The sequence below is a fragment of the Marinitoga arctica genome, assembly GCF_054657315.1.
Window position 1 is genome coordinate 1 of record NZ_BAAHYY010000004.1, and the last position, 23,261, is coordinate 23,261.

Sequence of the window (23,261 nt, forward strand, 5' to 3'; positions counted from 1 at the left end):
GTTTAGCCTTTTTTATGGCTATTTATTACCCTTTTTCTCCTTTTTTTATCCTTGACTCCTTACCGGAAATCTTATAGTATTTTATATTTTTTATTAAACTTTCTAATTCACCATCTTGTAATTTAATTTCTAAAATTTTTTCTTTATCTAATTTATAAACACTATTTATTACTTCAGAATTTTGAACCAACACTGCACCACCACTTAAAAATGAACTAAACGGACTGTTTTTGGTGATTTCAATATAATAGTCGCTTAATTTTTTTGAAAGATTTGACTCATATAATTCAAAAAGTTTTTTTATAGTATCTTCAATATTATTATTATAATTTTTGATTATATTAAATTCATTACTTATATATCTGGAAATAAAATCAAAAAGATTTAATTCTTTGTATATAAACGATTCCGAATTTTCCAATATTCTCTCAAAATACATTAAAGTGTTTAATGAATTACTAATTTTATTTTTTTCTTCTTCAAAGAATTTATCAATTTGAATACTTAAATTATTTAATATATTTTTCGTATAAAATTCTGATTGTAATAATATATTATTTATAGAATGAAATATGTTTTGAAAATTATTTTCTATTTTATTATTAAAAGATTCTATTTGATTTATAATTGCTCTTGCTACTTCAGTCGGTGTAGAAAAACTCATATATGAAACAAAATCTGGAATAGTTTTATCTTTCTCATGACCTATACCTGTTAATATTGGAATTTTATTATTTGAAACTCGCGCTATATTTTGAGCTAATCTATAATCATCAAAATACATTAAATCAGATTGAGCGCCACCACCTCTAATTATTACAATAATATCATAATCTATTTTTGAATCTAATATTAATTTCAAAGCTTTGGTCACACTCATTGGCACCTCTACTCCTTGCATAGTAGAAGGATAAAGATGTACAATTGGAGATATTCGTAATTTACTAATATTTTTAATAAAATCACCATAACCTGCCGCTGTTTTAGATGAAATTACTGCGATTTTTTTTATAGGATTCAAATTTTCTAATTTATTTTCTTTAATCCTTAATAAACCTTCAGATTTTAATTTATATAATATTTCTTTTTTCCTTTTTTCTAATTTAGAATTTCCCAACGGCATTAATGATTGTAATCTGATTGCTATAGTTGAGGATGTAGGCCAAAACGAAAGTTTTCCCTTAAACTTCCAACTTTTATTTTCTAAGTCTTTCACAGATTTTAATTCTAATCTTTCTAATAAAGTTAGTACATGTTTTTTTGAAAGAAAGACAGTTATTTTATAAGTTTTTCCAGTATTATTTCTTTGAGAAATTTCTATAAATAAATCCCCATTATTACTTGTTTTTGCACTTGATATATCTCCCGCAAAGACAACTATTTCATCAAATAATGATGTTTTTTTTAATTCAAAAGAAATCCAATTTAAAAGTTCTAAAAGGTCTCTAAATTTTTTCATTTTCACCCTCTTTTCCAGAAAGAACAACAGTTATTTCTCCTTTAACATTTTTTTCTAAAAAATGTTTTAAAGCTTCACTTACTTTCCCTCTAAATAATTCTTGATGAATTTTTGTCATTTCTCTTGCAATGAATATATCTCTATCCCCTATTATTTCAAGTATTTCTTTTAATGTATTATTTAATCTTTGAGGAGATTCAAAAAAAACAAAAAGCATTCCTAAATCTTTTATTTTTCTAAAAAGTCTCCTTTTATTTTTCCCCCTTGGTAAAAAACCATAAAACATATATTTCGACCCAGGAAAACCACTTAATGCAATTGCTGCAGAAGGAGCATTAGGGCCTGGTATAATATCTATTTCAATATTTTCTTCCCAACATTTATTTATTAATTGATAACCTGGATCTGATATAACTGGCATACCCGCATCACTAACTAAAGAACAAATATTATTTTTTCTCACAATCTCTAAAGCTTTTTTAAGAACCTTATTTGCATTATACTCACTAAAAGTAAATAACTCTTTTTTACCTATATCTAAATTATTTAATAATTTTATAGTAACCCTTTTATCCTCAACAAAAATCACATCTGAATCCTTTAATATTTCAATAGCCCTTAAAGATACATCTTTTAGATTACCTATTGGGGTTCCGATTATAAAAAGTTTTCCCATAAATCCACCTCTTTTCTCATAACTATATATAATCTATTATATAATATAATTATTAAATAAAAAGAAAAATAAATTTTTAATTTTCTATTTTAATAATTATATTATTTAAAATAAGAATAAAAGTTCTCAATAAAAATACCTCCAGAGTACATTATCCGCTCTGGAGGCATTTTATATTTAATTTTCTATTTTTTCAACACCATTTGAACTTTTTACTTTAAAATATTCTATATCAATATTATATTTTTTATTATATTCATTTTTCAAACTATCTATACAAATTTCTAATTCATCATCTTTTGAAAGAACTAATACAGCTCCACCAAAGCCACCACCTACTATTCTAGCTCCTGATACTTTATTTTTTAAATAATCTACAATAAAATCTATTTCTTCACATGAAACTTCATATAAATTTCTCAAACTTTCATGAGATTCAAAAAGATATTTCCCAATAGCTTCAATATTATTATCTTTTAATGATTCTACTGTTTTTATAACTCTTTTATTTTCATCCAAAATATGTTTCACCCTTTTATACAATATTTTATCTAATTTTTTTAAATCATCATAAGATACTTCTTTAAATGTTTTTTTATTTAATATTTTTAAAGCTTCATTACATTGTTTTCTCCTAATATTATATTCAGAATTCCCAAGCTCGTGTTTTACTCCTGAATTAATAATATAAAAATTATACTCCTTTAAGTTTAAAGGTATTAAATTATATTTTTTTGTATATGTGTCTAAAAATAATGCATGATTTTCCTTTGATAATGTTGAAGCATATTGATCCATAATACCACAATTTAGACCAACAAACTTATTCTCTGATTTCCAACCAATTAAAGCTATTTCTTCTAAAGAAAATCCTAAATTCAAAAAATCATTTAATGCATACGCTGATACTACTTCTAAAGCTGCTGAACTTGATAAACCTGCTCCTATAGGAAGATTAGATTTAACAAAAAATTTAAAAGGTTGAATTTTACCTTTGATTTTTTCTATTTCCAATATAACTCCTATTATATAATCAGCCCATGTATTTGTTTTTTTTAACTCTAATAAAGAAATTTCTTGATTAGTGTTTTCAGAATGAAATAAAAAATTATCTGAGACTTTAATTTCCAAATTAATATATTTATCTATTGCAAAAGGTAAAACATATCCATCATTATAATCTGTATGTTCACCAATAATATTTATTCTTCCAGGAGCTCTATACATTTATATTCACCTCAACATTTCTTAACTGTTTTGCCGCTTCTTCAGGTTCTATCGGATTTATAAATGCCCATGTTCCACTTTCAACACTAGCTATCCATTTAATTAAGTTTGGTCCCCTCATAGGTGAAATGAATTCCACATGAAAATGAAAATAATGTGTAGTTTTTTTTATATTAAATGGCTTTTGAAAAAACATCATCATATATGGAAATGGCATATTGAATAAAGCATTATATTTATTTATTACAATTTTTAATACACGTGCAAATTCTTTTTTTTCTTCATTTGATAACTCATATATAGTTTCTACATGTCTTTTAGGATAAATATGAACTTCATATGGATACCTTGCATAAAAAGGAACAAGTGCTATAATATTTTTTGTTTCATATACTATTCTTTTATTTTCTTTTTTTTCTTCATTAACTATATCACACACTGCACATGAATGTTTTTCTGAATACCATTTTTTTAAAGAATTCATTTTTAATTCAATTCTTGGAGGAAGAAAAGGAAAAGCATACAATTGTCCATGAGGATGTGGTAAAGTTGCTCCTACTTCTTTCCCTTTATTTTCAAATATAAAAACATATTTAACAAAATTATAAGATAAAAGCTCTTTCGTTCTATCGGCCCACATATTAATTAATTTTTCAATTTGTTTTAATGGCATTTGAGATAATTCAGAATTATGATTTTCAGTATATACAATTACCTCACAAATACCTTGTGATTTTTCCTTTAATAAAACATTACTATCATTTTCAATCTCAGGTGAATCTTTTTTTAAAGCGGGAAATCTATTTTCAAAACTAACTAAATCATATTCCCCAGGAAGTTCTAACACTCCTGGGCATATTGGACAACTATCCTTTGGCAAATTAGGCCTCTTTTGTCTTGAAGATGATATCATTACCCATTCCCCAGTGATTGGATTATATCTTCTTTCAAGCATATTAATCCCTCTCTTCATAATAATGAAATAACCTTCCATCCTCATTCAAAACTGTTTTTTTATTTAATTTTATATAGTCCTGATCATGGAGTATTTCATATTTTTTATTTTTTAAATCAATTTTCATTTTAATATTTCCTGATTTTGTATTATAAGATTCTATTTCAAACGTATCATTATTACCTAATAAACCTTTAACATGAGAAATACCATCTTTTAATTCCAAAGTTTTTGAAAATACATCTTTTCGAATATTTTTTTCTAAATCGTCGCTTTGAATTATCATATTATTTAATACACCAGATACATATGAATACATTTCAATAATTTCATTTTTTAATTCTGTATCTTCTGTTCTTAATAATAAACAGTCAGGATCATTCCACCACCACTTTCCATTCATAAAGCTTCTTGTTAAAACATTTCTTAAGGCATAATAAGCATTTGGATATATAAAATCTGGAGAATCCATTTTATAAAAAGGTGCCGTATCAGTACTAATTCTCATTCCATCCACATATCCAACTGAAGGTAAAATTGGAGCTCCGCACCCAAGAACAAAATACATATTAGTTGACTTACGAATAATATTCATTCCTATATTATATGCTTCTATAGGGGTTACATCCAAATGCCTTTTACCAGGTATAGCCCCAGCAAAGAGAAAATCTATTTTAAAATAATGAATACCTTTATTTCTCAGATCATTGAAAATTGAAGATAAATATTTTTGAGATTCTGGATGCGTAGTATCAAGTGCATATATATTTTTATTCCAATTATAATAAGCGACTTTAGGATTACCATTTTTATCCTTTACGAGCCAATCTTTATGATTAGAAAATATTTCTGAAGTTTCAGATACACTAAAGGGAGCTAACCATAATCCTGGAATATATCCATATTCCTTTATTTTATTAGAAATTGTTTCGATAGAAGGAAATAATTCTTTAGGCTTCCAATCACCTATATCTTTTTGCCATGAATCATCTAATTGAAAAACTTCATAATTATACTCCATAGATAATTTTAAATTTTTTAATATCTCTTCCCAAGTTAAATTTTCAAAATATTGATACCACGATGACCATCCTATTGGATTCCATTTAGAAAATTTAGGATTAAGTTCAATCCTAACATAATCCGCATAAATTTCTAATAACTTTTCTAGAGGTTCATTTTCTAATATTATTAATGGTTCAATATCTATATAATCATCTGCTTTTTTCCCAAAATATTCCAAACAAGCAATAATTTTATTATCTTTAACTATAAAAAAAGGGTGAGCTATTTTTGAAGTTAAAAATCCATATAATTTATTCTCTTTCCCTAAAAAATAATCAGATATTATGTTGTTCTCTAAAAGTTCAGGAATTGGATGTACAGCAAACTTAGCTTTACTTTTCCAATCATCTGGAATATTGTATTTATATGTTGAAATATTTATTTTTTTTGTAGGACTCCAACTTTGCCAATTATTAATAAATAAATTTTCTTCTACAATATCATCAAATAATTCCATTTTATTTAAAATTCCTTTTACTTTTCCTCTAATTATGTAACCTTCAGGAATCTTATCTATTTTCAATTTTAATAAATAATCATTTTTTTTAAATTCAATATATTCTCCGTCAAAATAATTTCCTAATATATTCATATAATCCACCACCTGGAATTTTTGTCTTATTTACTATTTTTGAATTCTCCATAACAATATTAATATCTTTAGATACATGACCAATAAATGTAATTGACATATAAAAACCTCCTAAACATATTAAACGCAATCAATATGTATTTTACTTTTCTCAAAAAAGTTAGAAAATTTAATAGGGATTTTTTTATCAGTTATAATTCCCGTAATTTCAAAAAAGTTAGAAAAAGAAACGAATGATTTTTTAAAAAATTTTGATGAATCTGTTACAATAAACTTTTTTTCTGACGCTTGTATAATAGCTTTTTTTAACTCAGCCTCCAGAAAATTAGCAACCATAAAACCTTTTTCGTAAGATATTCCTGTTGTTCCAAGAAAAGCTATATCTAAATTCAAATCTTCAAGAAATCTTATTGACCATGGCCCCACTATAGAAAAACTATTTTTCCTAATAGTTCCTCCTAATAAAATTATCTCATAATGACTTTCAACTAATTTCTCTGCAATATAAATATTATTGGTAATTATCGTAACACCATTTATAGGTTTTTGTTTTAATAAGTCTGCAATATAATAATTTGTACTACTACTATCCAAAGCAATAGTGTCATCTTCTTGTATATAAGAATAAGCTTTTTTAGCAATTTCTTTTTTTTCAAAACTCATCTGTTTTATTTTACTTAAAAAATTCCATTCTACCTTTGCATGATCTGGTAAAATAGCGCCTCCATGTGTTCTAATTACTTTACCCAATTCTTCTAAATAAGATAAATCTTTTCTTATAGTTACAGCGCTGACTTTTAAAAATTTAGATAATTCATTTACGGATGCTTTCCCTTTGTTTTTTATAAAAGTTATTATCTTCTTTTGTCTTTCTTCAGCAAACATAAAATCATCCTTTCTCCAAATTACTGTACATATACTAACAATATTATTTTAATACTTTATTTATTTTTTTCAAAATCTCTTAATATATATTTATGTTCACTTACGAATAGCTATATTTAATTAGTAGTTAATTTCGTTTATTTTCTAAATATCGCAATAATTGAAACTAAACGAAAATAAACGAAAAAATAAAGTGCCTAATTTCTATAGAAAATAGAAATCAAGCACTTCAAATAAAAAAATTTTAATCAAATTACCCGTTAATTCAATAGGGTTCTGCTAAAATCAAAATTCTTTATTTTATTGTAATGGCAAAAATATGCATTGTAGGTTTTTTGGGGAGATAAATGTTTTTTATTTTTTTGTTTTTTAATTTAAACTCATTTATATATATTTTAGGATTCAGATTTTCCTTTATCCCTATACCTGAGTATCTATATATTGTATCAATAACTATCTCTTCTCCAAAAACTGGGTTCTGACACCAGTCAGAAAAGCTTAATAATTCTTCCTGTAAATCTCCATTTTCATATTCTATAATAATTTTTCCTTGGTAGTTTCCATGTTCTGAAGAACCTAAAATATAAAGTTTTTTCCCAATAATATTATCAAATTCTAACTTTTGACCTGAAGTGACTATATTATCCAATCCATCAATAAGGATTCTAAATGGTATATTATTGTATCTTAAAATACTATTTGATAAATATTTTTCTATTTTTTCAGCAGGATATTTAGCACCAAAAACACCGTCCGGATTATCAAAATTTCCTTCTTTCCTTTCAGAAAAATATGTTATACCATCATTATTGAAAGCATTACTTAAATCAACTAAAATATGTTCATCAATATTAAAAGTTTTTGCTTTTATATTTATATTTATAATATTTTTTTCATCTATTTTTTTTTCTTTATATTCTATTACTTCATAATTTTTCTCTACTATTTTGAAGTAATTATTTTCTGACTTTACTATATAAAATGGATTTTTAGCTATTATCAAAATTTGATCCAAATATAACGTTTCATTATTATACGGAGTAATAGAAATAGTTAATTTCCCTTCTTTCAAATTAATTGGAATATAGATATTTTCAGTAGTTATTTTTTTTCCTCCTGAATACACATTAATTTTTGAAGTTGGAATTTTACCAATAAGATATAAATAATAATCTCCAGAAAAATTAATTTTTGTTTTTAATGCTATTTTTTCGTTTGTTTTTATTTGGATATTCCCAGAATTTTCTAATTCAAAATAATATATTCCTGCATCCATTTTTTCTGCTTCTAATAAAACAGATCCTTTACTATTTAACATTTTTGAATAAAAAAAGTGTTCAAATCTTTTTGGCAAACGATTTAATCTTTCCAAAGATATTAATGCTGATATCGTAGATTCTGCACCTGCATTTTGATTTATATAAACAGAATGCATCCCATCATATCCTTCACCATTTTTCCCTATCATTGGATAATTTAAAGAGTTATTCCCGTAATAAAAAGAACCAAATAAAAAAGCTTTTACAGCATATATATCTTCTTGTGTCACTAAATATAATTTTGATAAAGTTGATATTATCGTTTCTAACCCATAAGATAAATAAGGATATTTATTTATATAATCTTTAATTTCATATATAGGTCCTAAAGATATCAATAAATCTAAAAATTTAGAATAGTTTTTAACTGAATCAAGATAGACCTTATTCTTTGTAATTTTATAAGCTTCTATTAAAGCCTCTCCTTGCCTCGATCCCCAAGAATGCCATAAAAAATTATTTTCATCTCCTTCGTTATAGGCACCTACAAAAGGGCCTTCTTTAACTTGAGATTTTAAAATCGAATTAGAAATATCAATTATATATTTTAAATCTTCTTTGTCATGTGAATAATAATAATATTTTGATAATCCTAATAAAAAAATTGACGATACATCTGTACTTTTATTCAATAAAAAATTAGAATCTAAATTTTCCAAAAGAACATACTTTACTTTTTTAGCGGAATTTATTAATTTGGAATTTAATTCTTCATCCTGAAATACATTTATCGCATTACTTAATGCCCAAAATGCTCTAACTGCCCACCAACTTGCAGATTTTCTGCTAGTTATTCCATATTTATTAATTTTCCCATCCTTAAAAATAAAGTTATAAAAATCTCCATCGGTATCTTGCATTGCAAATAAAAACTCTAAAGCCTCTTTTGCTCTTTTATAGTAAAAATTATCTTTTTTTATAGTATACAAATCAGTGTAAAGAATAGCCACTCTTGCAACATCATCGACACAAGTGACTCCTTCACCAAATGCTTCTTTATGAACATACTTGTCACCATATTTATCGGCATATATCCAGTAACCTATAACATCTTTATCTCCTATTTTGAAAGTATCACGTAAAAATTCTAAATGAGAAAAATTTAGATTTATTGAAAAGATTGATATTGCAAATATTAAAAACAATAATATTAAACTCTTTTTCATTTTATCCCTCCAAAAAAGGGCACTTAAAGTGCCCTTGATTATTATTTTAAAACGTGAATATTTTGAATCTCAATTGCTCTCTTTTCTAAGAAATCAATTGCCTCTGAAGTATCGCGAGATTGAAAAATCGAATAATATCTTGTATAATTCACAACATCTCCAGCCTTAAATTTTGCCATCCAATATTTTCCTACATTTTCTTCTGAATATGGTGGGAATATCTCTTTAGTGGCTTCATAATTATCCATTTCTCCAGGAAGCCATCTAAAAATACCATCTCTAAATTCTCTACTTTCATAGAACCAAAAATCGTTAAATACAAATTCTTTTAGATCAGAGTAAATTACTGGTTTTTCTGGAAGTATTTCTGCAGCACCTATACTATATTTAGGTGAAAAATTAGCTCTCCAACTTTCCTCTGAAACAAATGCATATGTTGCTCCCCACCATAATGGCTTCATAGAATCAATTGCTGAAAACTCTATATATGGCTTTCCATTTACATATTTCACAGCATCTCTTTGTTCCCAATATTCAAGAGGAGAACCGTTAATTTGCTCTGCCCAAACCATTCTTCTAAACATTGGTAAAATGTGTTTTGCGTTATCATCAATATTTGTAATCGGTGCTGTTGCCATTACTTGTAATTTCATAATATCAACATAATTTGTAAATCTAAATGAATTTTTTACCAATACATCTCCCGTTTTAAAAATATAGGTTACTATATGTTGATTTAAACCTGGTAATAATTTTGAATACAAATCCGAAATAACTGTTACTGCTACTGGGCCAGCATCTAAAACACGAACATTTTCTATCTCTAACCCAGAAGAAGTCATTTCCACATGTTTTCCTAATTTACCATTAATATAAAAAGTACTTCCTGACCATCCAGCAATTCTAGCTGTCCCTAGTTCGTTATAAATAGTTCCTTTTATATCTTTGTATCTTATAAAATTAGCTAATCCAAATTTATTTATTTTTATATCAAAATCTTTTGAAGTTACTAAATACTCATCATTTTCCTTTTCAACAGAAAAATTTGGGTTAAAAGCCATTAAATCTTTACTAGAATCATCAGATATCATAATTTTAGCATATTTTTTAAATGTAAAAAGAAGTTCATCAGAAGAAGATATTCTTTTATTTCCATCCATGTCGTTTATTTGGTATGGTAAATAATTACCATTTTCATCCAACACTCTTATTGAATACCAATTTGCTTCAAAGTCTTCTCCTACAATATCTAAAAGTTTCGAAAAGGATATCGTATAAGGTACTTCCATCCATGTCATTTGATTAGTTTTGATTTCAATTACTCTTTCTTCTGCCATTACAAAAATTGAAAAAATTATCAATAATAATACTAAAATGCCTTTTTTCATGCTTTCCCCCCTTTTTTTAATGCTAATTTTTTGGTTAAGCGCTTACACATTTTTGATTATATATCATATTCTTTTTTTTTTCAAACTTATTATTCAACGAATAGTTATATCTAGAAGAGCTGATAGCTAAAATATGTTCATTACACTCAAAATTCTTGAATTTCTATACTATTTTTAAATTAGAAATTAATTACAAATAATTAGATTTTTAAATATAATCAATAATAATTATCTATAAAAAATATTATTAAGCGTTAAATAAGTTTTTTTTATTTTTTTATTTTTTATATTTGTGTTATTATTCTAAATGGTTAAGCGCTTACATAATTGAGGTGAAATCATGGCAAATATTGAAGATGTTGCAAAATTAGCTGGAACTTCAATAGCAACAGTTTCAAGAGTATTAAACAATAAAGGTAAATATTCTGAAAAAACAAAAATAAGAGTTCTAAAAGCTGTTGAAGAATTAAACTACAAACCATCTAGCCAAGCAAAACATCTTGCAAAAGCAAAATATGGATTTAAAATCGGTGTCCTTTATAGCAACAGAATTAAAAATATATTAGAAAAGAAAAAAAATGAATTCGGTGAAATGGATTTCTATTTAACTGTATTAAAAGGAATATTTGATGGCGCAAAAGAAAATAAAGCAAATGTAAAAATAATGACTTTTGATGAATTTATTCAAAAAAATAATGATTGTGATGGAATATTAATTTTGGGTTCGGATACTATACCAGACGAAATCATTGATTATAATATTCACAAAGTATTGGTTGATAATTATATTGTAGGAAAAAAAATAAATGCGATTATATCAAATGGTTTTGATGGAGCATATTATGTGATTGATAAAATGATAAAGAGAAATTACAAAAGGATTCTTCATGTCCATGGGCCATTAAAATTTTATGGTTTCAGAAGAAGATTTGAAGGGTATGAATTAGCTATGAAAAATAACCATTTATTTCCTATAACATATGAAGTTGCAGAAAATCAAAAATCAATAAATTATATTATAGATTTAATCTTAGCCAAAAATCCAGAAATTATTTTTACTTCTAATGATCCAATAGCAATTATGATTATGAATGTTTTAAAAAGAAGAAAAATAAAAATCCCAGAAGATATACAAATAATAGGATTTGATGATATCGCCTTTTCATCATCTATTGAACCACCACTTTCTACAGTCAAAGTATTTAAATATGAGATGGGAAATGTTGCTTTAGAAAGAATTATTGAACTTATCAACGGAAAAAATTTACATCCTTATGTAACTTCTTTGTTTACAGAATTTATAGAAAGAAAAACTACAAAGGGGGTCTGAAAATGAGAAAATTTTTTGTTTTATTATTTATAATGCTATTATCTTTTTCGTTTGCCAAAACAAAAATTGTATTTTGGACAGCTCCAAATCCAAATCAAGAAGCATATTGGAAAAAATTAGTGGCTGAATATGAAAAACAAAATCCTGATATTGATATTGAATGGTCTACTATTCCTGCTGCTGGAAGTTCAGAAGAAGCAATCTTAACCGCTATTGCTTCTGGAAGAACTCCTGATATATCGACAAATATTTTTTCTGGATTTGCTGCACAATTAATTGAACTTGATCAATTAGTAGAAATAAATAAATTGCCAGGATTTGACGAACTTATTTCTACTAGAAAAATGAAAGAAATAATAAAAGGCTGGAATTTTATGGGAAAAACTTATGTTTTACCTATTTATTCAAATCCAATTTTGATGTGGTGGAGAAAAGATATTTTAGAACAATATGATTATAAAACTCCACCTAAAACTTATTCTGACGTTTATAAATTATCAAAAAAATTTGTCGTACCAAAAGAAAAATATACAATGAGAGTGATTGCAGGAAGAAATTGGTGGGATAGATGGTTCGATTATATTACTTATTATTATGCTGCAAATGAAGGAAAACCATATATTGATTTAAAAAAATATAAAGCAGTTTATAATAACGATGCTGGTATTAAAGTAGCAAAGTTCTTTGAAATAATGTTTAAAAATAGATGGACAGCTGTTGACCTTGGAAATGCTCCACTATATAATGGTGTAATATTAGGTAGCTTAAAAGGTCCATGGGAAATTCCATATGCAGAAAACCAATTCCCAGATGTATTAAAAAACATAGTAATTACTCCTCCATTAGTTCCAGATGATTATCCAAAAGATAAACCTATTTATACATTCGCTGATACAAAAGGTTTAGTTATTTTCAAAAATTCAAAACATCAAAAAGAAGCCTGGGATTTTATAAAATGGGTATTTTCAAATCCTGAAAATGATAAATTATGGTTAGAATTGACAAAAATGCCTCCTGCTAGATCAGATTTACTTACAAATAAATTATTTAAAGAATTTTTTGATAAAAATAAATTGGCTGCAGAATATGCTAAGTATGTGGAATACGCTGTTCCTCCAGCTCTAATTTCAAAAACTGTCGAAGTTCAAGATGAAATGACATTTAGTTTAATTGAACCTATAATGTATGAAAAAACAGATGCAACAACAGCTGTTAAAAATTCTGTTAAAAAAATTAACAGAATAATATGGTGATTATATGGCTAACAATTTAAGAAAAAAGGAAGCCCGAAAGGGTTTCCTAATTTCCTCAACATACTTGATCTATACAGCAATTTTTTGGGGATATCCTTTTATATGGTTGTTAATATTAGCATTTTCTAGATGGAGATATGTAGGAACACCACAATTTTCTGGTTTTAGAAATTTTTTAAGAGTATTATATGATCCGATTTTTTGGAAAGCTTTTTTTAATGTAATAAATTTTTTAATGTATTATATACCAATTGTGTTAATATTTTCATTATTATTTGCTCTTGCATTGAATAAACTTAAATATGGGAAAACATTTGTAGCTTTATCATTTTTAGTTGCAAATGTATCTTCTGGAGTTGCATATTCAATCATGTTTTCTAAATTATTTGCTGAAAATGGCCCTTTGAATCAATTAATTTATAATTTATTTGGAGCAACAATTCCATGGTTTACAAATCCTCAATTAGCAATGTTTTCAATTTCTTTAATTGTCGTGTGGAAATTCATTGGGTATTATGGCTTAATATTATATGCTGGTATAGCAAGTATTCCCAAAAGTATATATGAAGCCGCAGAATTAGATGGTGCAAATAAATATGTAAAATTTTTCAAAATAACATTACCATTATTAAATCCCTCAATAGTTATGGTATTAGTTTTTGCAATATCTCTTTCTTTTGGAATTTTTACCGAACCATACATGATTACAGGAGGAGGCCCAATGAGAAGCACATTAATGCCTATGATGGTAATGTATACTTCTGCTTTTCAAAAATTAGATCCAACATATGCTGCTACTATGTCTATATTTACAGCTATATTTAGCTTCAGCATTATATGGATAACAAGAAAAATACTTGAAAGAGAAGTGGATATAATATGAAAAAAATAAATACTATTATTTTTCATATACTAATGTTTATTTTAGCTTTAATATGGTTATATCCATATATATGGCTTTTTATGTCATCTTTTAAACCTTCATCTGAAATATATACAAGGTTTTGGCCAACCCATTTTACTTTAGATCATTTTAAATTTATATTTGAAAGCGCTGAAAAGATGCAAAGACCTTTTATCAGAGCATTTTTTAACAGTATTTTTATCTCTGTAACTGTTACTTTATCAGTAATTTTAACGTCAGCTATAATTTCATATGCCTTAGCCAAAATTCAATTTAGAGGCAGAAATAAAATTTTTAATTTTTTAATTTTTCAAATGGTTTTTCCAGGTTTTATGTTTACAATACCACTTTACATATTAATTAGAAATCTTGGATTATTGAATACTTATTCAGCATTAATATTACCAAGTTTAATGAGTGGATGGGGCATTTTTATGATTACCCAAAGTTATAGAAGTACTCCAAACGATTACATTGAAGCTGCAAAAATGGACGGAGCTACAGATTTATGGATAATTTTCAAAATCATGATGCCATTAAATAAATCTGCCATTTCTATTATTTCTCTTTTTACCTTTATTGGAATATGGGATAATTTCATGTGGCCACTAATTGTAATGAAAAATTATAATAAAATGCCATTATCTGTATTATTAGCAAGTTTTAACCATCAATATGGTGCTTACATTGGACCTATATTAGCTGGTTCAGTTATACAAACAATTCCTATGGTTATTTTATTTTTAATATTTAGAAAATATTTCTTACAAGGAATTTCAATCACATTAAAGTGAGGTGTTAAAGTTGGAAATAAAATTAAAAAGGCATCCTTTAAATCCTTTATTTTCACCAAACCCAAATCACCTATGGGAATCAAGATTTGTATTTAATCCTGCAGTAGTATATGATGGAGAATTATTTCATATGCTTTACAGAGCTCAAGGTGAAGATATGGTATCAAGAATGGGATATGCTGTTAGTACAGATGGCATTCATTTTAACAGAATGGAAAAACCTGTATTTGAACCTGATGATATTAGTGAAATGTATGGTGTTGAAGATCCAAGATTAACATATATTGATGGAAAATATTATATGTGTTATACAGCATATTCACCCACTAATATAAGTGTTGCTTTAGCATCAACAACAAATTTCTTTAATTGGGAAAGACATGGCATTGTTTTGCCAGAATCTCCTAATAAAGATGCTGCTATTTTACCTGAAAAAGTTGATGGAAAATATGTTATGTTCCATAGGTTAGAACCCGATATCTGGTTAGCATTTTCTGATGATCTAACTCATTGGGAAGATTATGTGAGTATAGCAAAACCCAGAGAAGGTTACTGGGATAATTTAAAAATAGGTATTGCAGGCCCACCATTAAAAACAGAATTTGGATGGTTATTACTTTATCATGGAGTTCAAAAAGCACCAAGGCTTATATATAGATTGGGATTTATGTTATTAGATTTAAATGACCCAAGAAAGGTTTTAAAAAGGACAGAAAAACCTATATTAGAACCAGAAGAACCCTGGGAAAAATTCGGTGGTGTTCCTATGGTTGTCTTTTCTGATGCAATGGTTGAATATAAAAATCAATATTATATTTATTACGGTGCTGCTGACAATTATATTGCTTTAGCCACTATAACAAAAGAAGAGGTTTATAAATGGATTAAAGAATAGGATAGGGAAATTCTCTATCCTATTCTATTTTTTGTATATCGTGCAATTACATCAATTTCATAATTAACAAAATCATAGGGTTTTAAATACTGAAGATTTGTATTTTTATATGTATGATCTATTACTTGTACTTCAAAAGAATCGAGATTTTTTCTTGCAATAGTCAAGCTAATACCGTTTAAAGTAATAGAACCTTTTTCTACAATAGCCCATTTTTCTTTTGGAGTTTGGAACTTCATCCAATACGTATTTGAAGATTTATATAAATTTAAAAATTTTATTTTTCCATCAACATGTCCTGAAACAATATGACCACCAAGAAAATCAGATAACCTTAAAGCTCTTTCAAGATTTACAATTTTATGATTATAATATCTTAAATTAGTTCTACTTAAGGTTTCTTCACCCATTGAAAAATATAATTTATTATTTTCTATTTTTTCTACAGTTAAACATACTCCGTTTATTGCTATGCTTTCTCCAATTTTTATATTTTCAAAAATATTTTTAACAATTATCTTGTTATTTTTAATTTCCATTTTTTCAGATATTTGAACTATTCCTGTGAACATGGTTCCAACTCCCAATACAGATTATTTCCAAAATTTCTATTTTTTTTACTTTTAAATTTTATAGCCTCTTCAATTGTATTTATAGTTATATTTTTAAATGGAGAAAGACCATTTCCTATAATTTTTGGAGAATAAAAGATATGTATTTTATCTACTAAATTATATTTTAAAAACAAAGATAAAATAGTTGCTCCACCTTCTACAAGGATACTATCTATGCCTTTATTATATAATATATTAATAATCTCAAAAATATCCATAGTATTTATTATTTCAGTATTAGATTTTATATTTTTTATGTTTTTTTCTGTAAAAATAACATTTTTCCCATCTTCATTTAATATATTTAATTCTTTATTTTTAAATACTCCTTCTCTATCAAGAATGATTCTAACAGGATTTCTCCCATTTTTTAATCTACATGTAAGCTTAGGATTATCATTTATTAATGTATTTGCTCCAATTAAAATTGAACTATAATAATTTCTAAGTTTATGAACAAATTTTCTGGATTTTTCATTAGAAATCCATTTCGAATCATATTTTTTTGTAGCTATAAAGCCATCTAAGGTCATAGCAAATTTCAATGCTATAAAAGGTCTTTTTTTGGTTATATAAGTTATAAAAATTTCATTTAATTCTTTCACTTTGTCTTCTAATATACCGTATTGAACTTTTATACCATTTTCATTTAATATTTTTACACCATTTCCATTAACTAAAGGATTAGGATCCAACATTCCAATATAAATTTCTTTAAAACCTTCTTTTACTAATCTATATGCACATGGTGGTGTTTTCCCAAAATGAGAACATGGTTCTAATGTTACATACATCGTAGCACCCTTTATATCAATATTATTCTTTTTAGCATTATCAATTGCCACTATCTCTGCATGACGACCACCATAAAATTCATGATACCCTTTGGAAATAATCTTACCGTCTTTTACAATCACAGCTCCTACTAATGGATTTGGATTAACTTTCCCTATACCTTTTTTAGCTTCTTTTATAGCTAAATTCATAAAATATTCATGATTCATACAATCACTCTCTCAATATTTTATTTAAATTAGCCATTTCTAATGCAGCCATCGCAGCTTCAAACCCTTTGTTTCCTGCTTTAGCTCCTGATCTATCAATGCTTTGCTCTAAAGTATCACTTGTAACTACACCAAAGGTTACCGGAATTTTAGATTCCAAATTTATTTGTGCTATCCCTTTTGAAACTTCATTTGCAACAACTTCAAAATGATATGTTTCTCCCCTTATAACAACTCCTAAAGCAATAACCCCATCATACCTCTTTTTAATAATATTTTTTATAACAAAAGGGATTTCAAATGCTCCTGGTACTTTAAAAATTTCTATATTTTTTTCACTAACATTATGCCTTTTTAAAGCATCTAAGGCTCCTTCTAATAATTTTTCAGAAAAGAAAGAATTAAACCTTGAAACTACAATACCAAACCTTAAACCTTCTCCATCAAAAATACCTTCATAAACTTTCATTATATAACCTCCTATAAATTTATTTTATGATTCATTTTAATTTTTTTTATTTTTAAATAAAACTTGTTTTCTTTTGTAATCTCTCCATGATGATTTTCCTCTTTTTCTACGTTTATTCCGTACTTTTTCAATTGATAAACTTTATCAGGATTATTAGTCATTAAAACAATGTTTTTTATATTTAATGATTTTAAAATTTGGGCTGCAATTGCATAATCTCTTCCATCAATGGGCATACCTATTTTTAAGTTTGCTTCTACTGTATCAAAACCTTTTTCCTGTAATTCATAAGCTCTTATTTTATTTGTAATACCTATATCTCTACCTTCCTGTCTTAAATAAATTATTAATCCATCACCAATATTGTTTATTTTTTGCATAGCTAAATGTAATTGACTACCGCAATCACATTTTTTTGATGTTAAAACATCCCCTGTTACACATTCAGAATGTATTCTTACATACAAAGGTTCCTTCTTTAAATTACCTTTATAAATTACAAAATGCTCTTTATTATCAAATTTATTTTCAAAACCTATAATTTTAAAACCACCATACTTAGTTGGAAGTTTTGCAGTAGTAATCGGTTTAACGTATAATCTATGTTTTACTGTTTCGATAAATATATCCTCCACACTAATTAATGGAATATCATATTTTTCAGAAATGGTTTTTATATAATTATAATTATGTGAATTACCACTATCATCTAATATTTCAACTAGAATAGAAAAAGATTTATATCCCAAAATTTTCATTAATTCAACAGAACTTTCTGTATGACCTTTTCTATTATTAATCCCAACACTACCTAATAATTGTACATGACCAGGATATTTAAATTCATTTATATATTTACCGTGAGCAATATTTTTAATAGTAATAGCTCTGTCCTTAGCAGATATTCCAGTATTTGTATTAATATGATCAACAGTGATAAAATAATTTGTTTGAAGTGTATCTAGATTATTTGTTGGCAATTTAAAAAAACCTTTACTTAATAAATAATTTTCTTCAGCAGCCAAACATAATAATCCCTTTCCTTTAGTAATAAAAAAATTTATAATTTCTCTATTTGCCATTTCTGCCGGGAAAACAAAATCTGCTTCTACCTCTTTTTTTTCATCCCATATAATTATAGGTTTGTTAGTTTTAAAAGTTTTAATAATACTCAATTTATCCATATTTTTCCCTCCTAAAAATAAAATTGCCCTGGATTTATCCAGGGCAATTTTTATCACATTATATATAGTAATGTCATTATGTTTTAATAACAAAACTACCTATATACATTTCGGTTTCTCCTCCCATCCAGACTTTCACTGTCGGCTCTGGAATTTCACCAGATCAACCTTATTTAATAAGGCTCGCGGGCTTTAACCGCCGGTCGGGAATTTCACCCTGCCCCGGAGAATATTCAATTTTATATTATTATAACATAATTCAGAAAAAAAAGCAACCTCATATGAGATTGCTTAATGCTTCTTTTATGTTTAATGGGAAGGTTTTTCTTTTATCTTAATAGATTTTTGAGTAATTTTTATATTTATTATTTTATTTTTATAATAAACATTAAATTCCATACTTTCCCAATGTTCTGGAATCCAAGGTTTAAAATTAATTTTTTCTTCATTATCTATATATAATCCACCAAAACCATAGACTGCTGCCTGCCACGTCCCACCAGCACTAGCTGCATGTAATCCTAATGCTGTATTATTTTGATTATCCTCAAGATCTACTAGTGCAGTTCTCATAAAATATTCATAAGCTTTTGAATGATTTCCAACAACTAAACCCATTATTGCATACATACTCGGACTTAAAGAAGATTTATGCATTGTTCTTTTTTCATAATATTCAAAATTGATTTTCTTAGTTTTTAAATCAAAATCTTCAGGTATTAAATGCATTAACATTAAAACATCTGCTTGTTTAATTAATTGATATCGATTTAATTTTGATAAATCTATGTCTTCTGGCCATTCAGGCATATTTTTATTATTATAGCTAGAAATTTTTTTATCCTCAAGTTCAAAGTATCCTTCAAATTGTTCAATTAAATGTGTAGACTTATTCCAAGGAATATATATTTTTTTTGACACATCTATCCATTCGTTTAATTCTTTTTCTTCTAAATTAATTTTTTTTATAATTTTTTCGTATTTTTCAGGAAATTTATTTTCTAACATTTTCAAATATTCTAAAGCTTTTTCTATATTCCATTTTGCTAAATAATTAGTGTAAAAATTATTATTAATATGTTCATGAAATTCGTCCGGCCCTATAACATCATTAATTTCATATCTATCTTTTTTCTTATTATATTCAGCTCTCGATACCCAAAATCTTGCTGTTTCAAAAAATATTTCCGCACCATAATCTGTAAAGAATTCCCAATCTTCTGTTGCTCTTAAATATTCTCTAATAGCATAGGCTATATCTGCTGTAATATGATATTCTTTATCTCCTGTCCAGATTCTTACTTTATTTCCATAATAATCCTCACCCCATTTAGGTGTTTCTTCTTGACCATCATCTGCAGATTCCCATGGGAATTGAGCTCCTTTATATCCATTTAAGAAGGCATTTTCTCTTGCTTTATCAAGCGTATAATATCTATATTTCAAAAAAGCCTTTGCTGCTTCTGGATATTCATATATATAAAAAGGTAACATAAATATTTCTGTATCCCAGAAAACATGACCTTTATATCCTTCACCATGTAGCCCTTTTGCACCTATACTAACTAATTCATCATCAGGATTCGCAATTGAAAGTAAAGAAAAAATATTAAATCTTAAAGCTTTATCAGCTTCATTATCTCCAACAATTTTTATGTCTGCAATTTTCCATAAATCTGAATACTTTTTACAATGTTTTTCAAAAAGATTATTAAATCCTTCTTTTTTTGCTATTTTTATCTCCTTTATATTATTATCAAAAATATTTTCATATCTTCTAGAATCTGTTATACTCGTATATATTTTTACCATATATTCTCTACCAATTTCTGGATCAATATCAATTGTTTGAGAAACGAAATCAATATAATTATGTGTTTTTACTGTATTAAAAGGAGCTTCCATAGAAGACAAAATTCCTATTTTATTTTTACTATCTCTAATACATGCTTCTAAATAAATATAATCTTCTGAAATATTAATATTGCTTAAAAAATAATGTTTTACTCTCTCTTTAGGATGATGATTAGAATTATACGTTCTTCCATCAATAAATGATTCTATAGTTATTCTATCATTATGATTCTCTGGAATTATAGTATATGTCATTAAGGCTAAATTTCTTCTATCTAAACTCAAAAATCTATATCCTTCTACATTAGTAATTCTTCCTTTTTTATCTTTTAATTTCATTTTTTTATATAAAATACCTTGTTTCATGTCTAAAATTCTTTTAAAATCTAAAATTTCGCACTCAAATGGATTTAAATACTCATATCTCAAATAAATACGTAACCCCCAAAAATATGGCAAATTGACTAATTCTTTAACTTGCGCTTCAGATTTATTAAAAATACCAGCAAGGTATGTCCCTGATACTTCATTTTGAAATAAATCTTCATAAGTTCCTCTAACTCCTAAATATCCATTAGATAAAGTAAAAATTGTTTCTTTCACAGGAGAAACTTCAAACTCTTTTTGTTCAATTAACCATTTTTTTTCTGATAATTTCATCTTTTTACCTCCTGCAATAAATCTTTTAACCTTTCAAAATTTAAATCCGATAATGAATTTATTACTAACGTCGCATGAGATAATTCTTTTTCATTACCATGCCTTGCTATTCCAATAGTAAACATATTAGCATTTAACCCAGCATTTATACCTTCAATAGCATCTTCAATAACAATACAATTCTGTGGTTTCACGTTCAATCTTTTAGCAACAGTTAAAAATATTTCCGGATCAGGTTTTCCATTATTAAAATCGTATCCTGTTACAACAGTATCAAATAAATCATAAATATTTAATGATTTTAATATCCTTTTAGTATTTTTACTTGATGATGCTACTGCAATTTTAATATTATTTCTTCTTAATATTTCAATCAAATTCATAGCATCATCAAACAGCTTAGGTGATGATGTTTCTAAAAATTCTAAAAAATATTTTTGCTTTTCTTCTGCCATTCTATTTAATTTTTCTTTATCTACATCTGTAGCCACCGAAGATATTCCCTTTATTCTAGGCTTTCCATCCACTTTTTCTTTATAAACTTTAAAATCAAAATAATAACCGTATTTTTTAAACATTTTTTCCCATGCTTTATAATGTAAAGGCACTGTATCTGTAATTACACCATCCATATCAAAGATTACAACTTTTAACATATTATTTCCTCCTCACACTTTAGCCTTTTATTGCTGAAGCTTTTCCAGATTCTACAAATTGATTCTGAAAAGATAAAAATATAATTATCATAGGTATTGTCATAAGAATTGATGCTGCCATCATATATTGCCAAAATGTATAATATGAAGTTTTGAAAAAATTAAGTCCCATAGTTAATGTATACATTGTTTTATCTGAAGTAATTATTAATGGCCACATAAAATCATTCCAAGCTCCCAAAAATGTGTAAATCGTTAAAGCTGTCATAGCTGGTTTTGCATTTGGTGCAACAATAGTAAAAAAAGTTTTGATAATACCAGCACCATCAATTCTTGCTGCTTCCTCTAATTCTTTAGGGAAATTTAAAAAAAATTGTCTCATTAAAAATAAGCCAAATACGCCTGTTAATTTGGGCAATATTAAACCTGTATATGTATTTACAAGTCCAAATTTTACCATTAAATTATATTGGGGTATCATTAAAACTTGAAATGGAATCATCATTGTCGCTAAAAATAAAGAAAACCAAAAATCTTTTAAAGGAAACTTTAATCTTGCAAAAGCATATCCCCCAAGAGTATCCAAAAACAAATGACCTATTGTTAAGGCACCAGCATAAAAAAATGTGTTTAATATCCATCTTCCATATAGTGGAACAACATCAAATATTTTTTTATAATTTTCAAAAGTGGCATTTACTCCAAATATTTTAGGTGGGATTTTAAAAAAATTTATTTTTGGTGGCCATTGCATTATGTCTATCCCAAATTTTTCTCCTGTATTTGGATCAATGCCATTTAATGGTGTCACTGAAACCAAAAAAGCCCAGAAAAAAGGAAATAATGATATTAAAGCATATATTATTAATATAATATATGAAATTGTTTTTGCAACTTTTAAGTTCATATTTT

21 protein-coding genes and 1 riboswitch are annotated in these 23,261 nt (G+C 26.4%); of the genes, 5 read left to right on the forward strand and 16 right to left on the reverse strand.

Annotated features, from left to right (window positions below; translation table 11 throughout):
* Positions 1 to 25: 25 nt before the first annotated feature.
* The 9 genes from xseA to ACYQ44_RS01830 form a co-directional block, all read right to left on the reverse strand.
* Entirely contained in the window at positions 26 to 1,459 is a 1,434-nt protein-coding gene (gene xseA / locus ACYQ44_RS01790) for an exodeoxyribonuclease VII large subunit (RefSeq protein WP_459994772.1), read from the reverse strand.
* Complete coding sequence (gene rsmI / locus ACYQ44_RS01795; RefSeq protein WP_459994773.1) at positions 1,446 to 2,135, reverse strand: 16S rRNA (cytidine(1402)-2'-O)-methyltransferase; 690 nt, start codon at positions 2,133 to 2,135, stop codon at positions 1,446 to 1,448. The genes xseA and rsmI overlap by 14 nt, the downstream gene beginning before the upstream one ends.
* A 177-nt stretch (positions 2,136 to 2,312) precedes the next feature.
* The gene (locus ACYQ44_RS01800) at positions 2,313 to 3,362 is read right to left on the reverse strand and encodes a galactokinase (RefSeq protein ID WP_459994774.1); all 1,050 of its coding nucleotides are present in this window, start codon (positions 3,360 to 3,362) and stop codon (positions 2,313 to 2,315) included.
* Positions 3,355 to 4,317, reverse strand: a complete 963-nt coding sequence (gene galT, locus ACYQ44_RS01805; RefSeq protein WP_459994776.1) for a galactose-1-phosphate uridylyltransferase — start codon at positions 4,315 to 4,317, stop codon at positions 3,355 to 3,357. Before galT ends, ACYQ44_RS01800 begins: the two co-directional genes overlap by 8 nt.
* A gap of 1 nt (position 4,318) precedes the next feature.
* Positions 4,319 to 5,974: a glycoside hydrolase family 36 protein gene (locus ACYQ44_RS01810; RefSeq protein WP_459994778.1), complete on the reverse strand. Its 1,656-nt coding sequence runs from the start codon at positions 5,972 to 5,974 to the stop codon at positions 4,319 to 4,321.
* Complete coding sequence (locus ACYQ44_RS01815; RefSeq protein WP_459994779.1) at positions 5,949 to 6,074, reverse strand: hypothetical protein; 126 nt, start codon at positions 6,072 to 6,074, stop codon at positions 5,949 to 5,951. Before ACYQ44_RS01815 ends, ACYQ44_RS01810 begins: the two co-directional genes overlap by 26 nt.
* Positions 6,075 to 6,094: 20 nt before the next feature.
* Positions 6,095 to 6,859 carry a DeoR/GlpR family DNA-binding transcription regulator gene (locus ACYQ44_RS01820; RefSeq protein WP_459994780.1) on the reverse strand — a complete coding sequence of 255 codons (765 nt, stop codon included), beginning with the start codon at positions 6,857 to 6,859 and terminating at the stop codon, positions 6,095 to 6,097.
* A 295-nt stretch (positions 6,860 to 7,154) separates the two neighbouring features.
* A complete protein-coding gene (locus ACYQ44_RS01825; RefSeq protein ID WP_459994781.1) occupies positions 7,155 to 9,344 on the reverse strand; it encodes a hypothetical protein in 2,190 nt (729 codons plus the stop codon).
* A gap of 41 nt (positions 9,345 to 9,385) precedes the next feature.
* Positions 9,386 to 10,732, reverse strand: a complete 1,347-nt coding sequence (locus ACYQ44_RS01830) for a hypothetical protein (RefSeq protein ID WP_459994783.1) — start codon at positions 10,730 to 10,732, stop codon at positions 9,386 to 9,388.
* Positions 10,733 to 11,072: 340 nt separating this feature from the next.
* Between ACYQ44_RS01830 and ACYQ44_RS01835 the strand changes: the two genes are divergently transcribed.
* The 5 genes from ACYQ44_RS01835 to ACYQ44_RS01855 are packed head-to-tail and all read left to right on the forward strand — an operon-like array spanning position 11,073 to position 15,908.
* Positions 11,073 to 12,062 (forward strand): LacI family DNA-binding transcriptional regulator, encoded by a 990-nt coding sequence (locus ACYQ44_RS01835; protein WP_459994784.1) that lies wholly within the window; start codon positions 11,073 to 11,075, stop codon positions 12,060 to 12,062.
* Between the two features lie 2 nt (positions 12,063 to 12,064).
* Positions 12,065 to 13,315 carry an ABC transporter substrate-binding protein gene (locus ACYQ44_RS01840; protein WP_459994785.1) on the forward strand — a complete coding sequence of 417 codons (1,251 nt, stop codon included), beginning with the start codon at positions 12,065 to 12,067 and terminating at the stop codon, positions 13,313 to 13,315.
* Positions 13,316 to 13,319: 4 nt separating this feature from the next.
* Positions 13,320 to 14,198, forward strand: coding sequence for a carbohydrate ABC transporter permease (locus ACYQ44_RS01845; protein WP_459994786.1), 879 nt, complete (start codon positions 13,320 to 13,322; stop codon positions 14,196 to 14,198).
* Positions 14,195 to 15,013, forward strand: coding sequence for a carbohydrate ABC transporter permease (locus ACYQ44_RS01850; protein WP_459994788.1), 819 nt, complete (start codon positions 14,195 to 14,197; stop codon positions 15,011 to 15,013). Before ACYQ44_RS01845 ends, ACYQ44_RS01850 begins: the two co-directional genes overlap by 4 nt.
* A gap of 10 nt (positions 15,014 to 15,023) precedes the next feature.
* Positions 15,024 to 15,908, forward strand: coding sequence for a glycoside hydrolase family 130 protein (locus ACYQ44_RS01855; RefSeq protein WP_459994789.1), 885 nt, complete (start codon positions 15,024 to 15,026; stop codon positions 15,906 to 15,908).
* A gap of 14 nt (positions 15,909 to 15,922) precedes the next feature.
* Here ACYQ44_RS01855 and ACYQ44_RS01860 read toward each other — a convergent pair whose 3' ends face one another.
* The 7 genes from ACYQ44_RS01860 to ACYQ44_RS01890 all read right to left on the reverse strand — a co-directional run bounded on the left by ACYQ44_RS01860 (position 15,923) and on the right by ACYQ44_RS01890 (position 23,256).
* Complete coding sequence (locus ACYQ44_RS01860) at positions 15,923 to 16,480, reverse strand: riboflavin synthase (protein ID WP_459994790.1); 558 nt, start codon at positions 16,478 to 16,480, stop codon at positions 15,923 to 15,925.
* Positions 16,465 to 17,526, reverse strand: coding sequence for a bifunctional diaminohydroxyphosphoribosylaminopyrimidine deaminase/5-amino-6-(5-phosphoribosylamino)uracil reductase RibD (gene ribD, locus ACYQ44_RS01865; protein ID WP_459994792.1), 1,062 nt, complete (start codon positions 17,524 to 17,526; stop codon positions 16,465 to 16,467). Before ribD ends, ACYQ44_RS01860 begins: the two co-directional genes overlap by 16 nt.
* Before the next feature lie 4 nt (positions 17,527 to 17,530).
* Complete coding sequence (gene ribH / locus ACYQ44_RS01870) at positions 17,531 to 17,995, reverse strand: 6,7-dimethyl-8-ribityllumazine synthase (protein WP_459994793.1); 465 nt, start codon at positions 17,993 to 17,995, stop codon at positions 17,531 to 17,533.
* An 11-nt stretch (positions 17,996 to 18,006) separates the two neighbouring features.
* The gene (locus ACYQ44_RS01875; protein WP_459994794.1) at positions 18,007 to 19,179 is read right to left on the reverse strand and encodes a bifunctional 3,4-dihydroxy-2-butanone-4-phosphate synthase/GTP cyclohydrolase II; all 1,173 of its coding nucleotides are present in this window, start codon (positions 19,177 to 19,179) and stop codon (positions 18,007 to 18,009) included.
* A 111-nt stretch (positions 19,180 to 19,290) separates the two neighbouring features.
* Positions 19,291 to 19,413, reverse strand: a riboswitch (FMN riboswitch).
* A gap of 75 nt (positions 19,414 to 19,488) precedes the next feature.
* Positions 19,489 to 21,693: a glycoside hydrolase family 65 protein gene (locus tag ACYQ44_RS01880; protein WP_459994795.1), complete on the reverse strand. Its 2,205-nt coding sequence runs from the start codon at positions 21,691 to 21,693 to the stop codon at positions 19,489 to 19,491.
* Positions 21,690 to 22,349 (reverse strand): HAD family hydrolase, encoded by a 660-nt coding sequence (locus ACYQ44_RS01885; protein ID WP_459994796.1) that lies wholly within the window; start codon positions 22,347 to 22,349, stop codon positions 21,690 to 21,692. Before ACYQ44_RS01885 ends, ACYQ44_RS01880 begins: the two co-directional genes overlap by 4 nt.
* A 19-nt stretch (positions 22,350 to 22,368) precedes the next feature.
* Positions 22,369 to 23,256, reverse strand: coding sequence for a carbohydrate ABC transporter permease (locus ACYQ44_RS01890; protein ID WP_459994798.1), 888 nt, complete (start codon positions 23,254 to 23,256; stop codon positions 22,369 to 22,371).
* Positions 23,257 to 23,261: the final 5 nt, after the last annotated feature.

What these genes read in the sequence shown, in the direction of transcription:
- xseA (WP_459994772.1), bottom strand. Translation starts at nt 1,459, where the DNA reads ATGAAAAAATTTAGAGACCTTTTAGAACTTTTAAATTGGATTTCTTTT.
- rsmI (WP_459994773.1), bottom strand. Translation starts at nt 2,135, where the DNA reads ATGGGAAAACTTTTTATAATCGGAACCCCAATAGGTAATCTAAAAGAT.
- ACYQ44_RS01800 (WP_459994774.1), bottom strand. Translation starts at nt 3,362, where the DNA reads ATGTATAGAGCTCCTGGAAGAATAAATATTATTGGTGAACATACAGAT.
- galT (WP_459994776.1), bottom strand. Translation starts at nt 4,317, where the DNA reads ATGCTTGAAAGAAGATATAATCCAATCACTGGGGAATGGGTAATGATA.
- ACYQ44_RS01810 (WP_459994778.1), bottom strand. Translation starts at nt 5,974, where the DNA reads ATGAATATATTAGGAAATTATTTTGACGGAGAATATATTGAATTTAAA.
- ACYQ44_RS01815 (WP_459994779.1), bottom strand. Translation starts at nt 6,074, where the DNA reads ATGTCAATTACATTTATTGGTCATGTATCTAAAGATATTAATATTGTT.
- ACYQ44_RS01820 (WP_459994780.1), bottom strand. Translation starts at nt 6,859, where the DNA reads ATGTTTGCTGAAGAAAGACAAAAGAAGATAATAACTTTTATAAAAAAC.
- ACYQ44_RS01825 (WP_459994781.1), bottom strand. Translation starts at nt 9,344, where the DNA reads ATGAAAAAGAGTTTAATATTATTGTTTTTAATATTTGCAATATCAATC.
- ACYQ44_RS01830 (WP_459994783.1), bottom strand. Translation starts at nt 10,732, where the DNA reads ATGAAAAAAGGCATTTTAGTATTATTATTGATAATTTTTTCAATTTTT.
- ACYQ44_RS01835 (WP_459994784.1), top strand. Translation starts at nt 11,073, where the DNA reads ATGGCAAATATTGAAGATGTTGCAAAATTAGCTGGAACTTCAATAGCA.
- ACYQ44_RS01840 (WP_459994785.1), top strand. Translation starts at nt 12,065, where the DNA reads ATGAGAAAATTTTTTGTTTTATTATTTATAATGCTATTATCTTTTTCG.
- ACYQ44_RS01845 (WP_459994786.1), top strand. Translation starts at nt 13,320, where the DNA reads ATGGCTAACAATTTAAGAAAAAAGGAAGCCCGAAAGGGTTTCCTAATT.
- ACYQ44_RS01850 (WP_459994788.1), top strand. Translation starts at nt 14,195, where the DNA reads ATGAAAAAAATAAATACTATTATTTTTCATATACTAATGTTTATTTTA.
- ACYQ44_RS01860 (WP_459994790.1), bottom strand. Translation starts at nt 16,480, where the DNA reads ATGTTCACAGGAATAGTTCAAATATCTGAAAAAATGGAAATTAAAAAT.
- ribD (WP_459994792.1), bottom strand. Translation starts at nt 17,526, where the DNA reads ATGAATCATGAATATTTTATGAATTTAGCTATAAAAGAAGCTAAAAAA.
- ribH (WP_459994793.1), bottom strand. Translation starts at nt 17,995, where the DNA reads ATGAAAGTTTATGAAGGTATTTTTGATGGAGAAGGTTTAAGGTTTGGT.
- ACYQ44_RS01875 (WP_459994794.1), bottom strand. Translation starts at nt 19,179, where the DNA reads ATGGATAAATTGAGTATTATTAAAACTTTTAAAACTAACAAACCTATA.
- ACYQ44_RS01880 (WP_459994795.1), bottom strand. Translation starts at nt 21,693, where the DNA reads ATGAAATTATCAGAAAAAAAATGGTTAATTGAACAAAAAGAGTTTGAA.
- ACYQ44_RS01885 (WP_459994796.1), bottom strand. Translation starts at nt 22,349, where the DNA reads ATGTTAAAAGTTGTAATCTTTGATATGGATGGTGTAATTACAGATACA.
- ACYQ44_RS01890 (WP_459994798.1), bottom strand. Translation starts at nt 23,256, where the DNA reads ATGAACTTAAAAGTTGCAAAAACAATTTCATATATTATATTAATAATA.